Origin of the sequence: Dysgonomonas sp. ZJ279 (assembly GCF_011039205.1) — a bacterium.
Lineage (GTDB): Bacteria > Bacteroidota > Bacteroidia > Bacteroidales > Dysgonomonadaceae > Dysgonomonas.
Genome location: NZ_JAAKEL010000003.1, coordinates 158,092 through 175,744, shown reverse-complemented (window position 1 = coordinate 175,744; position 17,653 = coordinate 158,092). Strand labels below are relative to the sequence as shown.

The 17,653-nt window shown below is 37.9% G+C and carries 14 protein-coding genes and 1 riboswitch; of the genes, 8 read left to right on the top strand and 6 right to left on the bottom strand.

The window, feature by feature from the left end:
- Window positions 1-80 precede the first annotated feature (80 nt).
- From G7Y57_RS06135 to G7Y57_RS06105, 7 genes are all read left to right on the top strand, one after another.
- On the top strand, window positions 81-659 hold the full coding sequence (locus G7Y57_RS06135) for a 50S ribosomal protein L25/general stress protein Ctc (protein WP_165021325.1): 579 nt from the start codon (window positions 81-83) through the stop codon (window positions 657-659).
- A 21-nt stretch (window positions 660-680) separates the two neighbouring features.
- Entirely contained in the window at window positions 681-1,244 is a 564-nt protein-coding gene (gene pth, locus G7Y57_RS06130; protein ID WP_165021324.1) for an aminoacyl-tRNA hydrolase, read from the top strand.
- Between the two features lie 12 nt (window positions 1,245-1,256).
- Window positions 1,257-1,685 (top strand): RNA-binding S4 domain-containing protein, encoded by a 429-nt coding sequence (locus G7Y57_RS06125; protein ID WP_165021323.1) that lies wholly within the window; start codon window positions 1,257-1,259, stop codon window positions 1,683-1,685.
- Window positions 1,686-1,787: 102 nt separating this feature from the next.
- Window positions 1,788-2,065: riboswitch (cobalamin riboswitch) on the top strand.
- 294 nt (window positions 2,066-2,359) lie between these two features.
- Window positions 2,360-2,590, top strand: coding sequence for a cysteine-rich CWC family protein (locus G7Y57_RS06120; protein ID WP_165021322.1), 231 nt, complete (start codon window positions 2,360-2,362; stop codon window positions 2,588-2,590).
- A gap of 258 nt (window positions 2,591-2,848) precedes the next feature.
- Window positions 2,849-4,579: a phosphoenolpyruvate carboxykinase gene (locus G7Y57_RS06115; RefSeq protein WP_165021321.1), complete on the top strand. Its 1,731-nt coding sequence runs from the start codon at window positions 2,849-2,851 to the stop codon at window positions 4,577-4,579.
- A 121-nt stretch (window positions 4,580-4,700) separates the two neighbouring features.
- Window positions 4,701-7,340: a phosphoenolpyruvate carboxylase gene (ppc, locus tag G7Y57_RS06110; protein ID WP_165021320.1), complete on the top strand. Its 2,640-nt coding sequence runs from the start codon at window positions 4,701-4,703 to the stop codon at window positions 7,338-7,340.
- 147 nt (window positions 7,341-7,487) lie between these two features.
- A complete protein-coding gene (locus G7Y57_RS06105) occupies window positions 7,488-8,705 on the top strand; it encodes a 3-phosphoshikimate 1-carboxyvinyltransferase (protein ID WP_165021319.1) in 1,218 nt (405 codons plus the stop codon).
- A 67-nt stretch (window positions 8,706-8,772) separates the two neighbouring features.
- On the opposite strand, the gene G7Y57_RS06100 is transcribed toward G7Y57_RS06105, so the two are convergent.
- The 3 genes from G7Y57_RS06100 to G7Y57_RS06090 are packed head-to-tail and all read right to left on the bottom strand — an operon-like array spanning window position 8,773 to window position 11,426.
- Window positions 8,773-9,279: a threonine/serine exporter family protein gene (locus tag G7Y57_RS06100; protein ID WP_370457672.1), complete on the bottom strand. Its 507-nt coding sequence runs from the start codon at window positions 9,277-9,279 to the stop codon at window positions 8,773-8,775.
- 6 nt (window positions 9,280-9,285) lie between these two features.
- Window positions 9,286-10,092, bottom strand: a complete 807-nt coding sequence (locus G7Y57_RS06095) for a threonine/serine exporter ThrE family protein (RefSeq protein ID WP_255491352.1) — start codon at window positions 10,090-10,092, stop codon at window positions 9,286-9,288.
- Window positions 10,093-10,142: 50 nt separating this feature from the next.
- Window positions 10,143-11,426 carry a serine dehydratase subunit alpha family protein gene (locus G7Y57_RS06090; protein ID WP_165021463.1) on the bottom strand — a complete coding sequence of 428 codons (1,284 nt, stop codon included), beginning with the start codon at window positions 11,424-11,426 and terminating at the stop codon, window positions 10,143-10,145.
- A 150-nt stretch (window positions 11,427-11,576) separates the two neighbouring features.
- Here G7Y57_RS06090 and G7Y57_RS06085 point away from each other — a divergent pair, with 150 nt between their 5' ends.
- Window positions 11,577-12,530: a diacylglycerol/lipid kinase family protein gene (locus tag G7Y57_RS06085; RefSeq protein WP_165021318.1), complete on the top strand. Its 954-nt coding sequence runs from the start codon at window positions 11,577-11,579 to the stop codon at window positions 12,528-12,530.
- Between the two features lie 40 nt (window positions 12,531-12,570).
- Here G7Y57_RS06085 and G7Y57_RS06080 read toward each other — a convergent pair whose 3' ends face one another.
- The 3 genes from G7Y57_RS06080 to G7Y57_RS06070 form a co-directional block, all read right to left on the bottom strand.
- Window positions 12,571-15,135 (bottom strand): DUF5686 and carboxypeptidase-like regulatory domain-containing protein, encoded by a 2,565-nt coding sequence (locus tag G7Y57_RS06080; RefSeq protein WP_165021317.1) that lies wholly within the window; start codon window positions 15,133-15,135, stop codon window positions 12,571-12,573.
- Window positions 15,136-15,250: 115 nt separating this feature from the next.
- Window positions 15,251-16,936, bottom strand: a complete 1,686-nt coding sequence (ettA, locus tag G7Y57_RS06075; RefSeq protein WP_165021316.1) for an energy-dependent translational throttle protein EttA — start codon at window positions 16,934-16,936, stop codon at window positions 15,251-15,253.
- Window positions 16,937-16,942: 6 nt separating this feature from the next.
- Entirely contained in the window at window positions 16,943-17,644 is a 702-nt protein-coding gene (locus tag G7Y57_RS06070; RefSeq protein ID WP_165021315.1) for a hypothetical protein, read from the bottom strand.
- Between the last annotated feature and the right edge of the window lie 9 nt (window positions 17,645-17,653).

Genomic DNA, 17,653 nt, shown 5'->3' with positions numbered 1-17,653 from the left:
TTGCACCGCTTAATTATAAGCCCGTGTGATGGGAATAAGGAAGCAATCCTTGATTTGAGTAACACATTTAAAATTAAAAGATGAAAACATTTGAATTAACAGGTTCTCTAAGAAACGACCTAGGTAAAAAAGCTACTAAAGCTTTCCGTAAAGAAGACAAAATCCCTGCTATTATATATGGTGGAGAAGATGCTAAAGCTATTCACTTTTCAGTTACAAACAGCGATGTTCGTAAATTGATCTATACTCCGGAGATTTTCCTTATCGATCTTAATCTTGACGGAACAAGCTACAAAGCTATCCTTAAAGATGTACAAATACATCCGGTGACTGATGCAATCCTTCACCTTGACTTCCTTCACATCTTTGATAACAAACCGGTAACTATCGAAGTTCCTGTTGTTCTTGACGGACTTGCAGAAGGTGTTAGAGCAGGGGGTAAACTATCTCTTGACTTACGTAAACTGAAAGTTAAAGCTCTCTACAAAGATATTCCTGAAAAACTGCATGTTGACGTAACACCGCTTGCACTAGGAAAATCGGTACAAGTTGGCGAACTAAGCTTCGACAACCTAGAGCTATTGAATGCCAGCAATGCAGTTGTATGTCGTGTTCAATTGACTCGTGCAGCAAGAGGTCTTGCAGCTAAAAATGGCTAATTGATTTAGAAAAATAATCAAATGAAATACTTAATTGCCGGCTTAGGTAATATTGGTAGCGAATACCACTATACCCGCCACAATATAGGATTCAGAATATTGGACGCTTTAGCTGAAGCGTCCAATATTGTTTTTACAGACAAGCGTTACGGCGAGGTTGCCGAATTGAAAGTCAAAGGAAGAACACTCATCCTGCTAAAACCTTCAACTTACATGAACCTCAGCGGTAATGCCATTCGTTATTGGATGCAACAAGAAAAGATTCCAATCGAGAATCTACTTGTTATAGTGGATGACCTTGCGTTACCATTCGGCTCATTACGCCTCAAAGGAAAAGGCAGTGATGCCGGACATAATGGATTAAAACACATCCAGACAACTCTTGGCACTCAGAATTATGCCCGCTTAAGATTCGGTATAGGCAGCGACTTTAACAAAGGAGCACAGGTAGACTATGTACTCAGCCGATTCTCGAAAGAGGAAGAAGATGCCCTGAAAGAGAGATTTACAACCTGCGAGGAAATAATAAAGAGCTTCTGTCTGGCTGGACTCCAAAATACGATGAATCAATATAATAAAAAATAAAGATTGATTGACATGGCTGAAAAAGAAGGAAAAAGCGAAGTAAGAATAGATAAATGGCTGTGGGCTGTACGCCTGTTCAAAACACGTACCATTGCTATCGAAGCGTGTAAAAAAGGACGCATCACGATGAAAGGCATGAACATTAAACCATCGCGTATGGTTAAGGTCGGCGACATCATTGAGATACGCAAACAGCCTATTACCTACTCATTCGAGGTGCTTGATCTTACAGAAAGAAGAATGGGAGCAAAACTTGTTTCCGGATTCATGAAGGATGTAACACCTGCCTCTCAACTGGAGATACTCGAATTGTCAAAAGCCAGCGGCTTTGTAGACCGTGCCCGAGGCACAGGCAGACCCACAAAAAAAGACCGTCGCGAATTGGAACAATTCTCCGACGACTACTCATTTTTTGACGAATGGGATCTGGATAATGAATAACAAATACAACCCCAATAATTAATGCCTTGCAGATAAACTGTAAGGCATTTTTCTTTGTCAATAACTTTTTCTAAAAAATATTGCATATTATTTTTTATTAAATAACTTTGCTTTTGAATTGGTGTTACATAATCCGCAATCTTCGGATGAGTAATGAAAAGGGAATCAGGTGTAAGTCCTGAACAGTCGCGCTGCTGTAAACTCTACAATAGTGTTTGTACAAAGCCCCAACCACTGTCAGAAACAGTGAACAGTAAACAGTAAACAGTAAACAATAATTTAGTTGATAACTGATAACTGATAATTGATAACTGATATGATGGGAAGGTAGTACAAAACAAGAGTGAGTCAGAAGACCTGCCAATAAACATAGATTTCGTCTTTCGCGATAAAGGACAGAGATAGTAAGTTAAATTATTATTTTACATTATTAGAGAAAATTCATAGATGCTTGTTTCATTACAAGCGCAGCCATCAGGCATATATGATTTTTCAGATATAGACGCTGTATGCAATATCTTTCGATAAAGATATCATCCAGTTTAGTCTAGCTCTATTCTCCCCTCCTTTTAAGGGAAAGAGATTGACAAATGATAATATAATAATCAAAGAAAGAGATTCCTAAAATACAATAGAGATCATCAAAGAGAATGTTTAATTAAAAAATTCAGATTATGAAAAAAATATGCCAGAAATGCTCTACTGCATTCGCTTGTAGAGAAGACAGAATAGAGTTGTGCCAATGCTCAAGAATAAGCTTGAATAGCGGAGTAAGAGATTACATAAAAGACAATTATGACAACTGTTTATGCCCCGAGTGCCTGAAAGAAACAAATGCATACTTTAATGCTTGCGTTATTAATCCAGCATATCTTGAAAAAATAAATAAAGCAAAAATCGGCTAAGCAATATCCGTCTATAAAACAGAGATATACGAAAAACTTAGTTTTTATTCACATAATCCTTAAAAATAAGTCAATAATTAGTTAAGATGTATAGGTAAGTTTGATTAAATTTGATGCTAGAAAACATGATCTGAATAGAAGCTTTATTCCTTCTTGGATCTAATTAATGATCTCTTGCATAATCGGTAGTTATGCAAGAGGTTCTTAATGCGGAATAAAAAAGAATAATATATATAATAAACAAGTAATAAAAACACTATGTTACAAGAATTTACTCTAAGTGAAGGTAAGGCAATTATCAATTTCACATTGAAATATTGCGACTCTCGTCAAAAAATACTTTGCAGTTACGGGTTTAATAAAGTTATAGAAACTTTTATTAAGAAATTGAAAAAAGAAGATGTGATCATCTACGATTTTTATATCAAAACATTCAAGACTGATGATGTATTTGCTAAAACGTTGATCGAAGTATTTAAGCTTCTTTCGGTTTGCGACACCGAAGAAGTAATGAGGGTTGATAATAAATACAATATCTTTTTCGAAGATAAAGACTTATTCATAGAACTGATAGAACTTTTATATACATTCTGGCGCAAACTCGAACGTTATACCATAGTACACAATAGCATTATTGGTGATGGATTGCAAAGTGTTCGTTTCATTCAGGCAAACGAATTATTTAACGAATTGGTACTATCACTATACAGACGTGTTGAAGAAACTGTTATGGGCTATCAACATCATGTATACCGCCAATTAATAGCCGGTGCAAATGCAGGACTTACCCTTAGCGACATATCGTGGAACTGCCCTATTGAATACAATGGGTTAACTACAATACCGTTTATCACATCGGTAGTATTCAACCCTCCGTTTATTTCTTACACAAAAAGAAATACTCGCGATGGTATCTTTCAGGAGCATAAAGAAAATCCGTTAGAGAATATTGTTCTAAATGAAAGCGACTGGTTCTTGTTCCCTGCCAAAGTAGGTAATATGCTCACATTCGTTTATTTCCACAAGGATTTCATGTCTCACGGATTCAGCTTATCCAATCTGTTCGAATTAGCTAAAGAAAGCGAATATATTGGTAAAAAACCCGATATGATATACCTGTTCGGATATCCTGACGGACATGATGAGAAACGAACATTCTACTATAAAGATAAAAAGAATGACATTCTGATAGGATATGCTAACCACTGCGACGAAATCGATTATTTTGGATACATGAAAAAGATGTTGCTTACATTGCACAACATCAAGCAAATGGAAAACGATCGTCTTCCTATTCATGGTGCTATGGTAAATATAGCATTGAAGAACGGTAAAGAGGCGAACATCATCATTATGGGAGATAGTGGCGCTGGAAAATCGGAAAGTCTGGAAGCCTTCCGCTCTTTGAACGAAAGTTATATACGCCACATGCGTATCATATTCGATGACATGGGTTATCTGAAGAAAGAAGAAGATGGTACGATTAAAGGCTACGGTACTGAGATCGGTGCATTTGTACGTGTAGATGATCTTGATCCTGCTTATGCTTTTGCACAATTAGACAGAGGTATCTATACCAATCCCGATAAAATAAATGCGCGTGTAACAATACCGGCAGCTACTTACGATATTATTTCGAGAGGATATAAAGTAGATTACTTCCTTTACGCAAATAACTATGCTGAATCGATTGATAAAATCAGTTTCTTCACCAATCTACCGGATGCAATAAAAGTATTTGAAGATGGCGCCCGTAAAGCAAAAGGAACCACAACCGAAAAAGGCCTCGTGAAATCGTATTTCGCCAATCCATTCGGACCGGTACAGGAGAAAGAAGTTGCACAGAAACTTATTCATCAATATTTCACCGACATGCACAAAAATGGTGTTAAAATCGGAGAAATTCACACTTCATTAGCTATCGACGGCCGTGCAAAAGATGGTCCTCGCGAAGCTGCCGAAGAGCTATTTACATTGATAAACAAATAAAATATATAGGGTAAATGTAAGTGGTGTAGAGGAAGACACTATAAATCCATCGAACATTTACCCGCATATTAATGTTTAGAACAAGACTATGAATCATAGTGAACTAATAAAAAACAAGCCTATGAGCAATGGAAAAACGTTGATGCACGAAAACATCAAACTACTTGGCAATCTACTTGGTAAAACAATAGCAACGGCCCAAGGGGAGGAGATGTTAGCATTGATAGAAAAAATCAGACGTCTATCAAAAGCATCACATGGAGGCGATGTAGAATCGCATAAAGAATTGGTAAAAACACTTCAAAATCTGAAAGATGAAGAATTTTTACCGGTAGCCAGATCTTTCAATCAATTTCTGAATCTGACCAATACTGCAGAACAGTATGATAGCGTATCGCCTCATGCTCAGGGAGCTGAGAATCCGGTAGAATTCCCTGCTATTTATGAGAAATTGAAAGCAGCTAATTTAAGTGATGAGCAAATCAGAGAATCGATAGAAAAAATATCTATCGACTTGGTATTGACTGCGCACCCTACTGAAATAAACAGACGATCTCTTATCAATAACTTGAACCAAGTAGATGCCTGTCTTGCCCAATTAGACCATGACGATTTAGCGGATTATCAAAAGACTCAGATATTGCGTCGATTAAAACAATTGATAGCTCAATACTGGTATACCGACGAAATACGCCAACGCCGTCCGACTCCTAATGAGGAAGCAAAATGGGGGTATGAAGTTGTAGAAAATAGTCTATGGGAAGCTGTACCTAGCTACCTGCGAGAGCTAGAAGAGCAAATGCAGAAAACAATGTCGTTCAGATTTCCGATCGACGCGCGCCCGATACACTTTTCTTCGTGGATGGGTGGAGACCGTGATGGTAATCCGAACGTAACTTCTACTGTTACAAGAGATGTATTACTAGATAGCAGAAAAAGAGCAGCAAAGCTTTTCTTAAATGATACTGAAATTCTTGTGAAAGAACTCTCCATGTCGGTATGTACTGACGAATTCAGAGAATATATACAAGACAACGAGATACAAGAACCTTATCGTGAGTTGATGAAACGTCTACGTACAAAACTAAAGAAAACAGTTCTGTATCTGGACGCTTCTATCGAAGGGAAGAATCCCGAGCTGACAGACGATATTCTTATACATAACGAGCAACTATGGGAACCATTATACGCATGCTACAAATCGTTAGTGGCATGTAATATGCAGATCATAGCCGATGATAAACTTTTAGACACGCTTCGTCGGGTACGTTGCTTTGGACTGACTTTGGTTCAAATAGATATTCGTCAGGAGAGCACCAACCATTCGGAAGCACTTTCTGAATTGACCCGCTATCTTGGATTAGGAGATTACATGGCGTGGACAGAAGACGAGAAACAAATCTTCCTGATAAAGGAACTAAACTCTAAACGTCCGTTGATCCCTCACAACTGGGAACCCAGCCCTGAAACCAAAGAGGTATTGGACACATGCAAAGTCATCGCGCAAACACCTAAAGGAGCAATTCCTACATACGTGATTTCGATGACACGTACACCGTCCGATATTCTTGCAGTATACTTATTGCTAAAAGAAGCTGATTGCCCATATACAATACCTGTAACCCCATTATTCGAGACTCTGAACGACTTGAATAATGCAAATAAAATAATGCAGGATCTGTTTAATGTAAGTTGGTATAAAGGTATCATCGAAAACAAACAGATGATAATGATCGGTTACTCCGACTCAGCTAAAGATGCCGGAGCACTAGCTGCGGGATGGGCACAATACAGCGCACAGGAAGCGCTGATCAAAACCTGCGAAGAAGCCGGTATTACTCTTACGCTATTTCATGGTCGCGGTGGTACAGTCGGTCGTGGTGGTGGCCCTGCTAAAGTCGCTTTATTTTCGCAACCTCCGGGCTCATTAAAAGGTGGGCTTCGCGTAACGGAACAAGGTGAAATGATCCGCTTCAAATTGGGTTTACCCGACCTTGCTATCAAAACACTATCTCTATACACCGATGCCATTCTGGAAGCTAATCTTCTACCCCCTCCTGCTCCTAAACAAGAGTGGAGAGAACTGATGGATCAGCTATCCGGTATATCGTGCGAGCAATACCAAGGAGTAGTACGTAGAGATCCTGATTTCATTCCGTATTTTTATAGCGCTACACCCGAATCAGAGTTAGGCAAACTACCCCTAGGCTCTCGTCCTGCTAAACGCCGTCCGAATGGCGGTGTAGAGAGTTTACGCGCCATACCTTGGATATTCGGCTGGACTCAGAACAGACTGATGATGCCGGCTTGGTTAGGAGCAGGAGCTGCTTTACAACATGCTATCAACGAAGGTAAAGCAGATACATTGAAGAAAATGTATAAAGACTGGCCTTTCTTCGGAACACGTATAAGCATGCTCGAAATGGTATTCGCTAAAGCCGATTCCCGCATATCTGAATATTACGATCAAAGATTAGTAGACGATTCTAAATCACTTGAATTGGGTAAGAAACTCAGAACACAGTTGCAGGAAGATATAAAAACAATTCTTGCCATATCTGATGATGAATACCTAATGGAGAGTCTGCCTTCGGTTGCTGAAAATATTGCAATGCGTAATATTTATACTAACCCGTTGAATCTGTTACAAGTAGAACTATTACATCGTTGCCGTAAAGATGAGAATCATTCGCCTCAACTCGAATTGGCTCTGATGATTACTATATCGGGTATTGCAGCAGGAATGCGGAACACAGGGTGATTGTAAATTAACACTAATTATAAGAATAAAGCTCATAGCAATCATTTTTTATTGTTAGCATGGTTAAATCCTTAATCTATGTTTAATGAATTTGATTTCTATGAGTTTTTCTCTAATTTCGTACAGAAATAAACTGGATAATCTATTATGCAATATGAAATAAAGGCTCCAAAAGCCATAAACTCCACAATAAAGCTTCCGGCCTCTAAAAGCATTAGCAATAGAGCTTTAATCTTAAACGCCCTAAGCTTAAGTGATAAAAAAATCGAAAATCTATCGGATTGTGATGATACTAAAGTAATGATTGCCGCCTTCAACTCAGAGAGCAATCTTATTGATGTAAAAGCAGCCGGAACTTCGATGCGTTTTCTGACAGCATTTCTATCCCATTTCCCAGGCGAATGGATTATAACGGGTACAGAAAGAATGCGCGAGCGTCCTATACATATTCTTGTAGATGCATTAACATCGTTGGGTGCACGCATCGAATATTTAGGAAAGAAAGGATATCCTCCTCTCAAAATAAAAGGCAGCGCTTTAGATGGTGGCGAAATTCGCCTTTCGGGCGGAGTCAGTTCCCAATTTATATCAGCCCTTTTGATGATAGCCCCTACAATGTCTAAAGGGCTTATTATACATCTTGAAGGTGATATTATATCGATACCATACATTAAACTCACATTGGGTATGATGGCTCAATATGGAGTGAAAGCTCACTGGGAAGATAAAACAATAAGGATATACCCCGAAGAATATAAACCGGTACCTTATATGGTTGAATCGGACTGGTCGGCTGCGTCTTACTGGTACTCTATGGCTGCATTGGCTGATGATGCTAGGATAGAATTGAAAGGCCTGTTCAAAAACAGCATGCAAGGCGATTCTAAAGTTGCTGAGTTATTCTTAGATCTTGGTATTGAAACAAAATATACTGATGATGGTGTTATACTGACCAAGACAAATAGAATAACAAAGAAGTTCTTTCATAACTTCATCAATGAACCCGATTTGGCTCAAACATTTGTAGTCACTTGCTGCATGATGGATATTCCATTTTTATTTGCAGGACTACAAACGCTTAAAATAAAAGAGACTGATAGAATAGAAGCCTTGAAAGCCGAAATGAAGAAACTAGGATATGTGTTGACAGACAGTGAAAATAGCATTCTTGAATGGAACGGAGAACGTTGTATACCTGAAGAAGATCCAATTATTAAAACATATGAAGATCATCGTATGGCAATGGCGTTTGCTCCTGCAGCAATAAAGCTTGATCGTCTGAAAATAAATGAACCTGGTGTAGTATCTAAATCATATCCAAATTTTTGGGACGATCTTAAACTATCAGGTTATACGATAGAATAAAGAAACAAAATAACAAAAAAGGCCTGCTTTTAGAAAGCAGGCCTTTTTTATTCTATAAAATATATAATTAGCTCTTTTTTATCATATCTTTTAATGAGATATCTCTTACGCTAGGCTTACGGAACAGCAAAGCTCCAATACAGATTCCTATTGCCAATGTGAACAATAAAGACATGGTCAGCATAAGGTTATGAGCCATATCTACCAAAATATGCGGATCATTTTCGACAATAGATAAATCAGTTATTTTTATCCCTGCTAACATTGTTTTGTAAGCGAACATGCCGGGAATCATCGTAATACATGCAGGCATAGTAAAGACTACGGGTGGATTATCCACTTTGTGAGCCACAAATATACCGACCAACCCTACTGCCACAGAACCTGCAAGAGTAGCTGTAATCAAGCCGAAATCGAGCTGAGTAAGTATAAAACGGACGCAATGCCCCATACCGCCCAACAATCCGGCAACCCATAGAATACGCTTAGGTGAGCCAAATAAAATAGCCCAACAAAAACCTACGACGAAGGCAATTCCAAAATCACGTAATACTGTAAATATCGAAAGTTCCATCAGTTCTTAATTGAAATTATTAATACCTATAAGGGTGATACACAAGGTCATTCCAGCCGCTATACATAAGAGTATAAATCCACCGAACAATGCTCTGTTGATTGCCGCAGGCAAATATCCTTCTATCAAATCTATCACGCAATTGATCAGAGGCACACCCGGTATAAGATACAACACTGCTGTTGCCATTGCGGCTTCAGGATGAGCGCCTATATTAAAAAGCGTTCCCAATCCCGTAATTAGGGTTGTGATAAATGCAGCTATACTTATCGAAATCATTGCATTAAAATTCATACTGGCAACTTTCACCCGGAAAGTAGAACCTACTGCTGCCGCAACGAATGCGATCAATGCATTGTATATATCTCCGGAAGAAAACATGCACAGCCCTGCACACGAAAAACCGACAGCTATTGCGACTTGCCAGCTTTTGTAATTAGGCTTCGCCTTTATGGCTGCAAATTCTTTTTCAGTCTCCTCTATCGATAGATTTTCATCCTGAACCTTCCACGATAAGTGAGATATGTTTGTAAGCACGGCCAGATGGACACTGTAAATAGGTGATGTCTTATAAGACGTGACTGTATTCTCCGGATTATTTTTATCTTTTACTTTTACCAACAATCCTTTGAATGTAGGGTCCATGTTAATCTCGAACCCCCATGTATTAGCCAGTCTATTAATGTTACTATTGATTCGGCCACAATGAGCACCCGACGAGAGAAGGAATGTTCCCATATCGAGTATCAGATCAGCAAAACGTTGAGCCGGTATATGTTCTTGCACTATTTCTTTATTTTTATCCACTGGCATGGTCATATCTAAATGATAGATAACTATAACGCTATATATCTTTTCTTTGTTTATTTATTTGTCATAATCTGCAATACGAGCTTATCCGTTTCCTGCATACCGATAGCACCGATACTAGTCAGATTCTCAATGGTCTTATCCACATCATTATCTACAATTCCTTCGATAGAAGTAACCACCTTATTCTCTATAGCCATAATAGCCGAAAGAACAGCTGTAGATACTCCACTCGATATTTTAAGGGCACAACTGGGTTTAGCCCCGTCGCAGATCATTCCGGTAATATTACCTACCATATTTTTCACGGCAAAAGTAATCTGATTATAATCTCCACCCATCAGATAAGTTATACCACAACTAGCACCCGTAGCAGCAGCTACACATCCGCACAGAGCAGACAAACGACCTAGTTTTTGTTTTATATACACTACCGTCAAGTGGCTTAATATTAATGCCCTGATTAACTGCCCTTCTTCCGCTTTTATATCTTCCGCATAAGCCAATACAGGTAATGTTGCTGTAATACCTTGATTTCCGCTACCCGAGTTACTCATCACAGGAATCATTGCACCATCCATACGAGCATCGCAGGCAGCAGCCGTATATGAAAGCATGTGAGATAACATCGTATCTCCAAAAATCTGTTTACCAAGAGTACCTGTTACCGTTTTTGCCACATTATGACCATAACTACCTTCGGATGACAACTTTGATGCAGCACGGTTCAATTCAGCAGCTTTCAAGATAAAGCGAATATCGTCTATGGGAACATTCATTGCAAAATCATAAACTTTGCCAAAGGCTAATACGATTTCGTCATTGCAATGCTGCTCGCATATATCATTTTCCTGACTGTATAATACCTCTTTATTTTTTTCGATATAAGAAAAATTGGTATGAGTCGTTTTTATAATAACAGTTGAACTGTCGTTCCCACTCATACAGTGAACTTCGATATACAACTTGTCACATACGCCATCTTTTAGTCCTATTTCGATCTTTTTGTCAGCTATGTATTGTTTTCCCTCTTCCAGTTTATCGCTGGTCAAATCTTTGAGTACCTGCAATCCGTATTCACTTTTACCCACTAAGGCACCTAATGCAATAGCTATTGGTAAACCAACCATCTTTGTACCGGGGATGCCTACCCCCATCGCATTCTTAAGAATATTTGCACTTAATAGCACACTTATCTTTTCGGGACGCTCGCCTAGAGTCTCTGCTGCTTTGGCTACACATAGCGATACAGCCGTGGGTTCAGTACAACCAATAGCCGGAACAACTTCTTTTTTGATAAGGTCTATTATTTGTTTTTCTTCCGAACAACTTAGCATATTATTTAGTACTTTTATTGATTCCAAGTACAAAGATAGACCTTCTTTTTTTTCTTTAGTCAATATATAAATTTTATTGACAGATTATCTTTGTCTATTACTGTTAAAACCCTATTTTTGCCTTATAAAACGAATGAGCTGCTTTACATTATGAACAAAAAAAAGAAAATATATGTTATCATAAATCCTGTTTCGGGAACGTCGTCGAAACAAGGACTACCAACTAAGATAGCTCAAGCTTTGGATCCTCATAAATTTGACGTTCATATCTTTATAACAGGCTATGCAGGCCATGGTTCAGAAATAGCCAGTCAAGCAATTAAAGACAAGGTAGATTACGTGATTGCAGCAGGTGGCGATGGCACCGTAAATGAAGTAGCACGCACGCTTATCGGGTCTGATATTGCATTAGGAATTATCCCTATGGGATCGGGCAACGGCTTAGGACGCGAGTTAAACATACCAACTGATGCAAAGAAAGCTCTGGCTGTTATTATGGAAGAGAATGTAGTTTCTATCGATTATGGCAAGGCTAACGGACACATATTTTTCTGCACATGCGGTGTCGGATTCGATGCTGTTGTAGCAGAGAAGGTATCAGGAAAAAAGAGTAGAGGTTCACTTATGTATGTAAAGAATATGTTCGAATCTTTTATAGAACAGAAATCTGAAACTTACGAAATAATTTGTCCCGAAGGTACAATCAAAGATAAAGCGTTTGTAGTGACATGTGCCAACGCCTCTCAATATGGCTATAATGCACATATAGCCCCTCATGCCGACATACAGGACGGCTTGATGAATATATCGATATTGAAACCACTAACAATCCTCGATGTTCCGCAAACTACAGTCCAACTTTTCACTCGTAATCTGGACGACAATAAGAAAATGATAGAACTTCTAACTAAAGAAGCTACGATCAAACGAGAAAAAGAAGGAATAATGCATATAGACGGTGATCCGATACAAATGGGAAAAGAGATACATGTCATCATTATCCCTAAAGGCTTGAGCGTATTAGTACCAAAGAATCCACCTAAGAAACACCCACTAGATCCGCAAGAAATAATATTAAATATATTGCGATCGATATCAAAATAAAATAAAAGGGACACTTAAATTAAGTGTCCCTTTAGTATTCTTAGAAAGTCATATCGAATGATATACGAAATCCATCTTTACTGATATCCGGATGATCCAAATAGTTAAGACGGCGGACATAATCGATACGGAAAAATTTAAAAATATTCTCTATACCCACATTATACTCCATATATGGCGTATTACTCGTTGTATAAGTTGTTTGAGGTAATATCAGCAAGTCGTGATTGTATGTAGGGTTATTTCTTTTGCTTAATTCGCCATAGAATCCACGAAATCCTGCGACTTCTCTCCATTTGAGTACCTTAATAAAAGGTATACGATTGAAAAGCCATCCACCCATGTGGTAATAAACCTCCCATGTAACCTGAGAATCGTGAACAAATTCTAAAGGATTGATCATATAAAAACTTCCTTTTTGTATTGTATACGAGTTGTTGGCACTTGGTGTAATCAATAAAGGAAAAGGTATTTCGCCCCATATTTTCTCGGCTTGAGCAGAGAAGGTGAGTTTTCCAAATGGAGAAACCCATTTTTCTTTAAGAATAGAGAATGATGTTTTATTATAATCGTATTGACCACCTAAAACATCTTTCAAAGCAATAGCATGTGACAAATTTATTACGAATTTCTCCGAAGGAATCGCAAACCTCTTTCTTCGTTGTTGAAAGAACTTTTCATTTGGAGCATAACGTAATGCAAGGGATGTTTCCGTTATCTGAATATTGCTTACAGAGTATTTATTGCCCAATTCGTCGATCTTCTCAAATAATAGATTCCCTGCCGGACTCTCGTCTGATAATTGAGTTGATAAATTGAATGAAAAACCATTGTGATATTCTCTATTATAAGATACCTGCATTTGCCTGTTATAAGTCAATTTCTCATTTCTAGACGGTCTGATGGACATTAATATATTATCTCGTTCAGCCTGTAAAAATCGCTGACCAAGATTATTCATATCATATTTATAAGCAACTGTCAGATTATTCTGTGGATATTCATTTTTATGTTTTTCCACTTCATTGAACGCCCATGTAGCTTCACCATAATATTTGAATCGACCGTCGCGTGTTCCATAAGCTCCATAGCCATACAAAAATAAATTGGGATGAAAGTATTTTGTAGTTGTTGCTGTTAAACGAAAACGATTACCCTCAACCGGATTATAACTATAAAGAGTTGGTACAGTTCCTATCTCAATTTTATTAAGCTCGGGGACTTTTGATGTTTGTACATAGCCCGTCGAGATTATATTACCAGCATTCAACAATACTCTGAATAGAAAAACTTTGTTCATGTCATCCATCATCATATCCATACGATAATCTTTCTGATGATTCTCCGGACGATTTTCTGACCAGAATTCTTTTGGGCGTTTCAGATAATCTTTTTCGAAGCTAACAGGCGCTTCTAAATTATATACCGAATCCGGTGCTACCCCAAATTCGAAATCACTTAGTGTCTGGGTCTTGTCTACATAGAATTTTACTGCATCAAGCATCGATAAGTCCATTGCCATACGTTGTTCGTGTGGCACCCATTTACCAGATTCCGTCTGTATAAAATCGTGTTCAATAACCAACTCCTCCACAAAGTTGATATTCATTTTTTTAGGGGTTCTCAATATAGCTCTTTTCACGGCATAGGTACTGTCTGCTGTAATATAAAGCGTTCCGGTGAATCCTATATCTCTCGAATTGAATGGGGCAAAAGACAGGTTTATAACCTTTTGCCCGTCAATATAAACAGTATCGTTCAGATACCATTTGTAGAAATTAACGGAACTATGTTCACTCAATGGGCTAATAAAACTATGATAGAGAAGAGTTATAGAATTATCATAGATCGATACATCTTTGAATGTCTCGGCTATAATAGCATCTATACCCTCTGTGTCTATTACTTTGTCTATTCCCTCTATGTGATATCCTTTGACTATTTTCTTATTTGTCTTCGGTTCTTTACGATAATGGTTTTCCGATGTTTTTTCACGCAAAGAAAATGGTAAGATCGGTTTATTATCAATAATAGATGTATCAATATAATTGGGTAAAAACTTATATCTTTTGAATTGAGATTGTTCAGGTTTAAAATCGTTCAGAGCAAAGAATATCCGCTCATACTCATTGTACTGATAATATTCTTCTGATGTTATATTATTATCATGCTTATGTGCTATAACCTTCTTGATTAATTCGACAGCAGGATTATCTTTTTTGGAATATTTTTCTTTTTTAGGACGTACAATTACTTCCTGTAAAGCTAAGTCTTCGGGTTCTAAAAATATATCCTGCACGGTTGCTTTCCCTGCCGGAATTGTAAATTTCTTCGTTTTATATCCTATAAAAGAAGCTACGACAACAGTATTGTTATTCCTGTTACTCAATTTAAATTCCCCATCATTATCTGAAAAAACGCCATTAGTAGTATTTTCAAACTGAATAGTAACAAAGGGCAATGTTTCGAGAGTCAGGGAGTCTTTTATAATTCCCCTGATAGATGTGACATTTTGTGCAAGGGTATAGGTGCATGAAGTAAAGAAGAATATAAGAAATATACCAGCTTTTTTATTGATAATATTGTATAGTAACGTTTTATTCATTAATTAAATTATTGTAATTGTAGCCCTTAGGCATTTATTACGAAATCAAGAGTAAACCCCATGTAAATAACGAGTTTACTCTTGATTTGTTTTGACAATAAAGAATTATTATCAATTAATTCATCAATTTGCGATAACGTATACGCTTCGGTTCTACATTACCCAAACGAGCTTTTTTGTTTTCTTCGTAATCACTATAGCCACCTTCGAAATAGAATACTTCCGAGTTTCCTTCGAATGCCAGTATATGTGTACAAATACGATCTAAGAACCAACGGTCATGCGAAATCACAACAGCACATCCTGCGAAATTTTCAAGACCTTCTTCCAAAGCACGTAGTGTATTTACGTCAATATCATTGGTCGGCTCATCGAGTAAGAGCACATTTGCCTCCGATTTCAGAGTTAAAGCCAAATGTAAGCGATTACGTTCACCACCAGATAGTACACCACAAAGTTTTTCCTGATCTCCACCTGCAAAGTTGAAGCGGGAAAGATAAGCACGAGCGTTAATTTCTTTTCCACCGACACGTACAAATTCAGTACCTCCCGATATTACCTGATATACTGTTTTGTTAGGATCAATATCAGTATGCGATTGATCTACATAACCAATCTTTACAGTTTCGCCCACCTCAAAGGTTCCTTTATCGGCAGTTTCCAATCCTTGTATAAGGCGGAACAAGGTTGTTTTACCGGCTCCATTCGGCCCAATAATACCAACAATACCCGATGGTGGAAGCATAAATTCTAAATTATCGAACAGTAATTTATCTCCAAAGGCTTTACTAACACCATGTGCTTCGATTACCTTATTACCCAAACGAGGACCGTTAGGGATAAATATCTCGAGTTTCTCTTCACGTTCTTTTTGATCGGAGTTCAATAATTTTTCATACTCATTCAGACGAGCACGACCTTTTGCCTGACGGGCTTTAGGAGCCATTCTCACCCAATCCAGCTCGCGTTCGAGTGTCTTGCGGCGTTTGCTGGCTTGCTTTTCTTCCTGCTCCATACGCTTGGTCTTTTGCTCCAGCCACGAAGTATAGTTTCCTTTCCAAGGAATACCTTCACCTCTGTCTAGTTCAAGAATCCATCCTGCCACATGATCAAGGAAATAACGGTCATGCGTAATACAGATAACTGTTCCCGCATATTGTTGTAAATGTTGCTCTAACCAGTCAATCGATTCAGCATCCAAGTGGTTAGTCGGCTCATCGAGCAACAATACATCCGGTTCTTGAAGCAATAAGCGACATAATGCAACACGACGAGCTTCCCCTCCCGATAGATTTGCAGCTAATTGATCTTCCGGCGGACAACGGAGGGCATCCATCGCACGCTCCAGTTTACTATCTATGTTCCAAGCATCGGTAGCGTCTATTTTGTCTTGAAGTTCTGCCTGACGGGCAAGGAGTTTGTCCATCTTGTCAGCATCTTCATAGTTTTCGGGCAATCCGAACAATTCATTTATTTCCTCATATTCTTTGAGGGTATCCATGATTGGTTGTACACCTTCCTGTACAATTTCTTTTACTGTTTTTGTCGGATCTAATTTCGGATCTTGCTCCAGATAACCTACCGAAAATGTTTTATCAGATACAACTTCGCCTTGAAATTCTTTTTCTATTCCGGCAATAATTTTCAGGAGGCTCGATTTTCCTGAACCATTCAAACCTATGATACCGATTTTAGCACCATAGAAAAATGAGAGATAGATGTTTTTTAATACTTGTTTTTGTGGAGGATAAGTTTTGCTTACCCCAACCATCGAAAATATAATTTTCTTATCGTCCGACATATTTCCTTATTTTTTCTTAATTTGTTTTATATATTTATTGCTTAGGCTAGAATCTACTGACAAGTCATATAAAATACCATCTCTGAAAGATTTACGCTCCATTACCACTTCTTCCAATACTGTTGTATGTCCTAGTGTTAAATTATTCAATTTATCTAATTCTTCATACTCACCAAGAGGTATAAATTGATCGAGTGCCTCTAGTACTACTGTACTATCGGTGAAGCTCTTTACCCTGTAAACTTGTACAGGATCGCTATATTCTTTATTTGCTAGTACGAAATCTCCTTCAACTAATGAATTTATCCACGATGCTTGGATTTCTTTATCATAAGCTTTCGCATAGTTTTCTACTGCATCTGTACCTGTCTTCTTGTGGTCAAAAACCATTTGAGCAAAAACATATCCTAAAACAGATAAAATGATAACTACAATTAAAATAAGTTTACCTCCCCGCTGAAAAAATGACGGTTGATGCTCTGATTTCTTTTGAGCGACTAATTTCAGAGTTTCGTTATCCCATTGGCTTTTAGACATTTTCTTACCTGTTGCTTCATTAATAACATCGACTCTAACGGTCGTCATAGAAATAATTCCCCACATGGTATTTCCATATGCTTCTGTTACGACTAGTTTGGCATTTTGATTGTTAAATAACTGATTTAGTTTAATTGATTCTAACTCCGAAAAGCGATATGATAAGAGCATAATTAAATA

Excerpts from the sequence above, each read along its gene's own strand:
- G7Y57_RS06120 (WP_165021322.1), top strand. The coding sequence starts at position 2,360 with ATGAAAAAAATATGCCAGAAATGCTCTACTGCATTCGCTTGTAGAGAA.
- G7Y57_RS06115 (WP_165021321.1), top strand. The coding sequence starts at position 2,849 with ATGTTACAAGAATTTACTCTAAGTGAAGGTAAGGCAATTATCAATTTC.
- G7Y57_RS06095 (WP_255491352.1), bottom strand. The coding sequence starts at position 10,092 with ATGCCAGTGGATAAAAATAAAGAAATAGTGCAAGAACATATACCGGCT.
- G7Y57_RS06125 (WP_165021323.1), top strand. The coding sequence starts at position 1,257 with ATGGCTGAAAAAGAAGGAAAAAGCGAAGTAAGAATAGATAAATGGCTG.
- G7Y57_RS06100 (WP_370457672.1), bottom strand. The coding sequence starts at position 9,279 with ATGGAACTTTCGATATTTACAGTATTACGTGATTTTGGAATTGCCTTC.
- G7Y57_RS06135 (WP_165021325.1), top strand. The coding sequence starts at position 81 with ATGAAAACATTTGAATTAACAGGTTCTCTAAGAAACGACCTAGGTAAA.
- ettA (WP_165021316.1), bottom strand. The coding sequence starts at position 16,936 with ATGTCGGACGATAAGAAAATTATATTTTCGATGGTTGGGGTAAGCAAA.
- G7Y57_RS06070 (WP_165021315.1), bottom strand. The coding sequence starts at position 17,644 with ATGCTCTTATCATATCGCTTTTCGGAGTTAGAATCAATTAAACTAAAT.
- G7Y57_RS06105 (WP_165021319.1), top strand. The coding sequence starts at position 7,488 with ATGCAATATGAAATAAAGGCTCCAAAAGCCATAAACTCCACAATAAAG.
- pth (WP_165021324.1), top strand. The coding sequence starts at position 681 with ATGAAATACTTAATTGCCGGCTTAGGTAATATTGGTAGCGAATACCAC.
- ppc (WP_165021320.1), top strand. The coding sequence starts at position 4,701 with ATGAGCAATGGAAAAACGTTGATGCACGAAAACATCAAACTACTTGGC.
- G7Y57_RS06080 (WP_165021317.1), bottom strand. The coding sequence starts at position 15,135 with ATGAATAAAACGTTACTATACAATATTATCAATAAAAAAGCTGGTATA.
- G7Y57_RS06090 (WP_165021463.1), bottom strand. The coding sequence starts at position 11,426 with ATGCTAAGTTGTTCGGAAGAAAAACAAATAATAGACCTTATCAAAAAA.
- G7Y57_RS06085 (WP_165021318.1), top strand. The coding sequence starts at position 11,577 with ATGAACAAAAAAAAGAAAATATATGTTATCATAAATCCTGTTTCGGGA.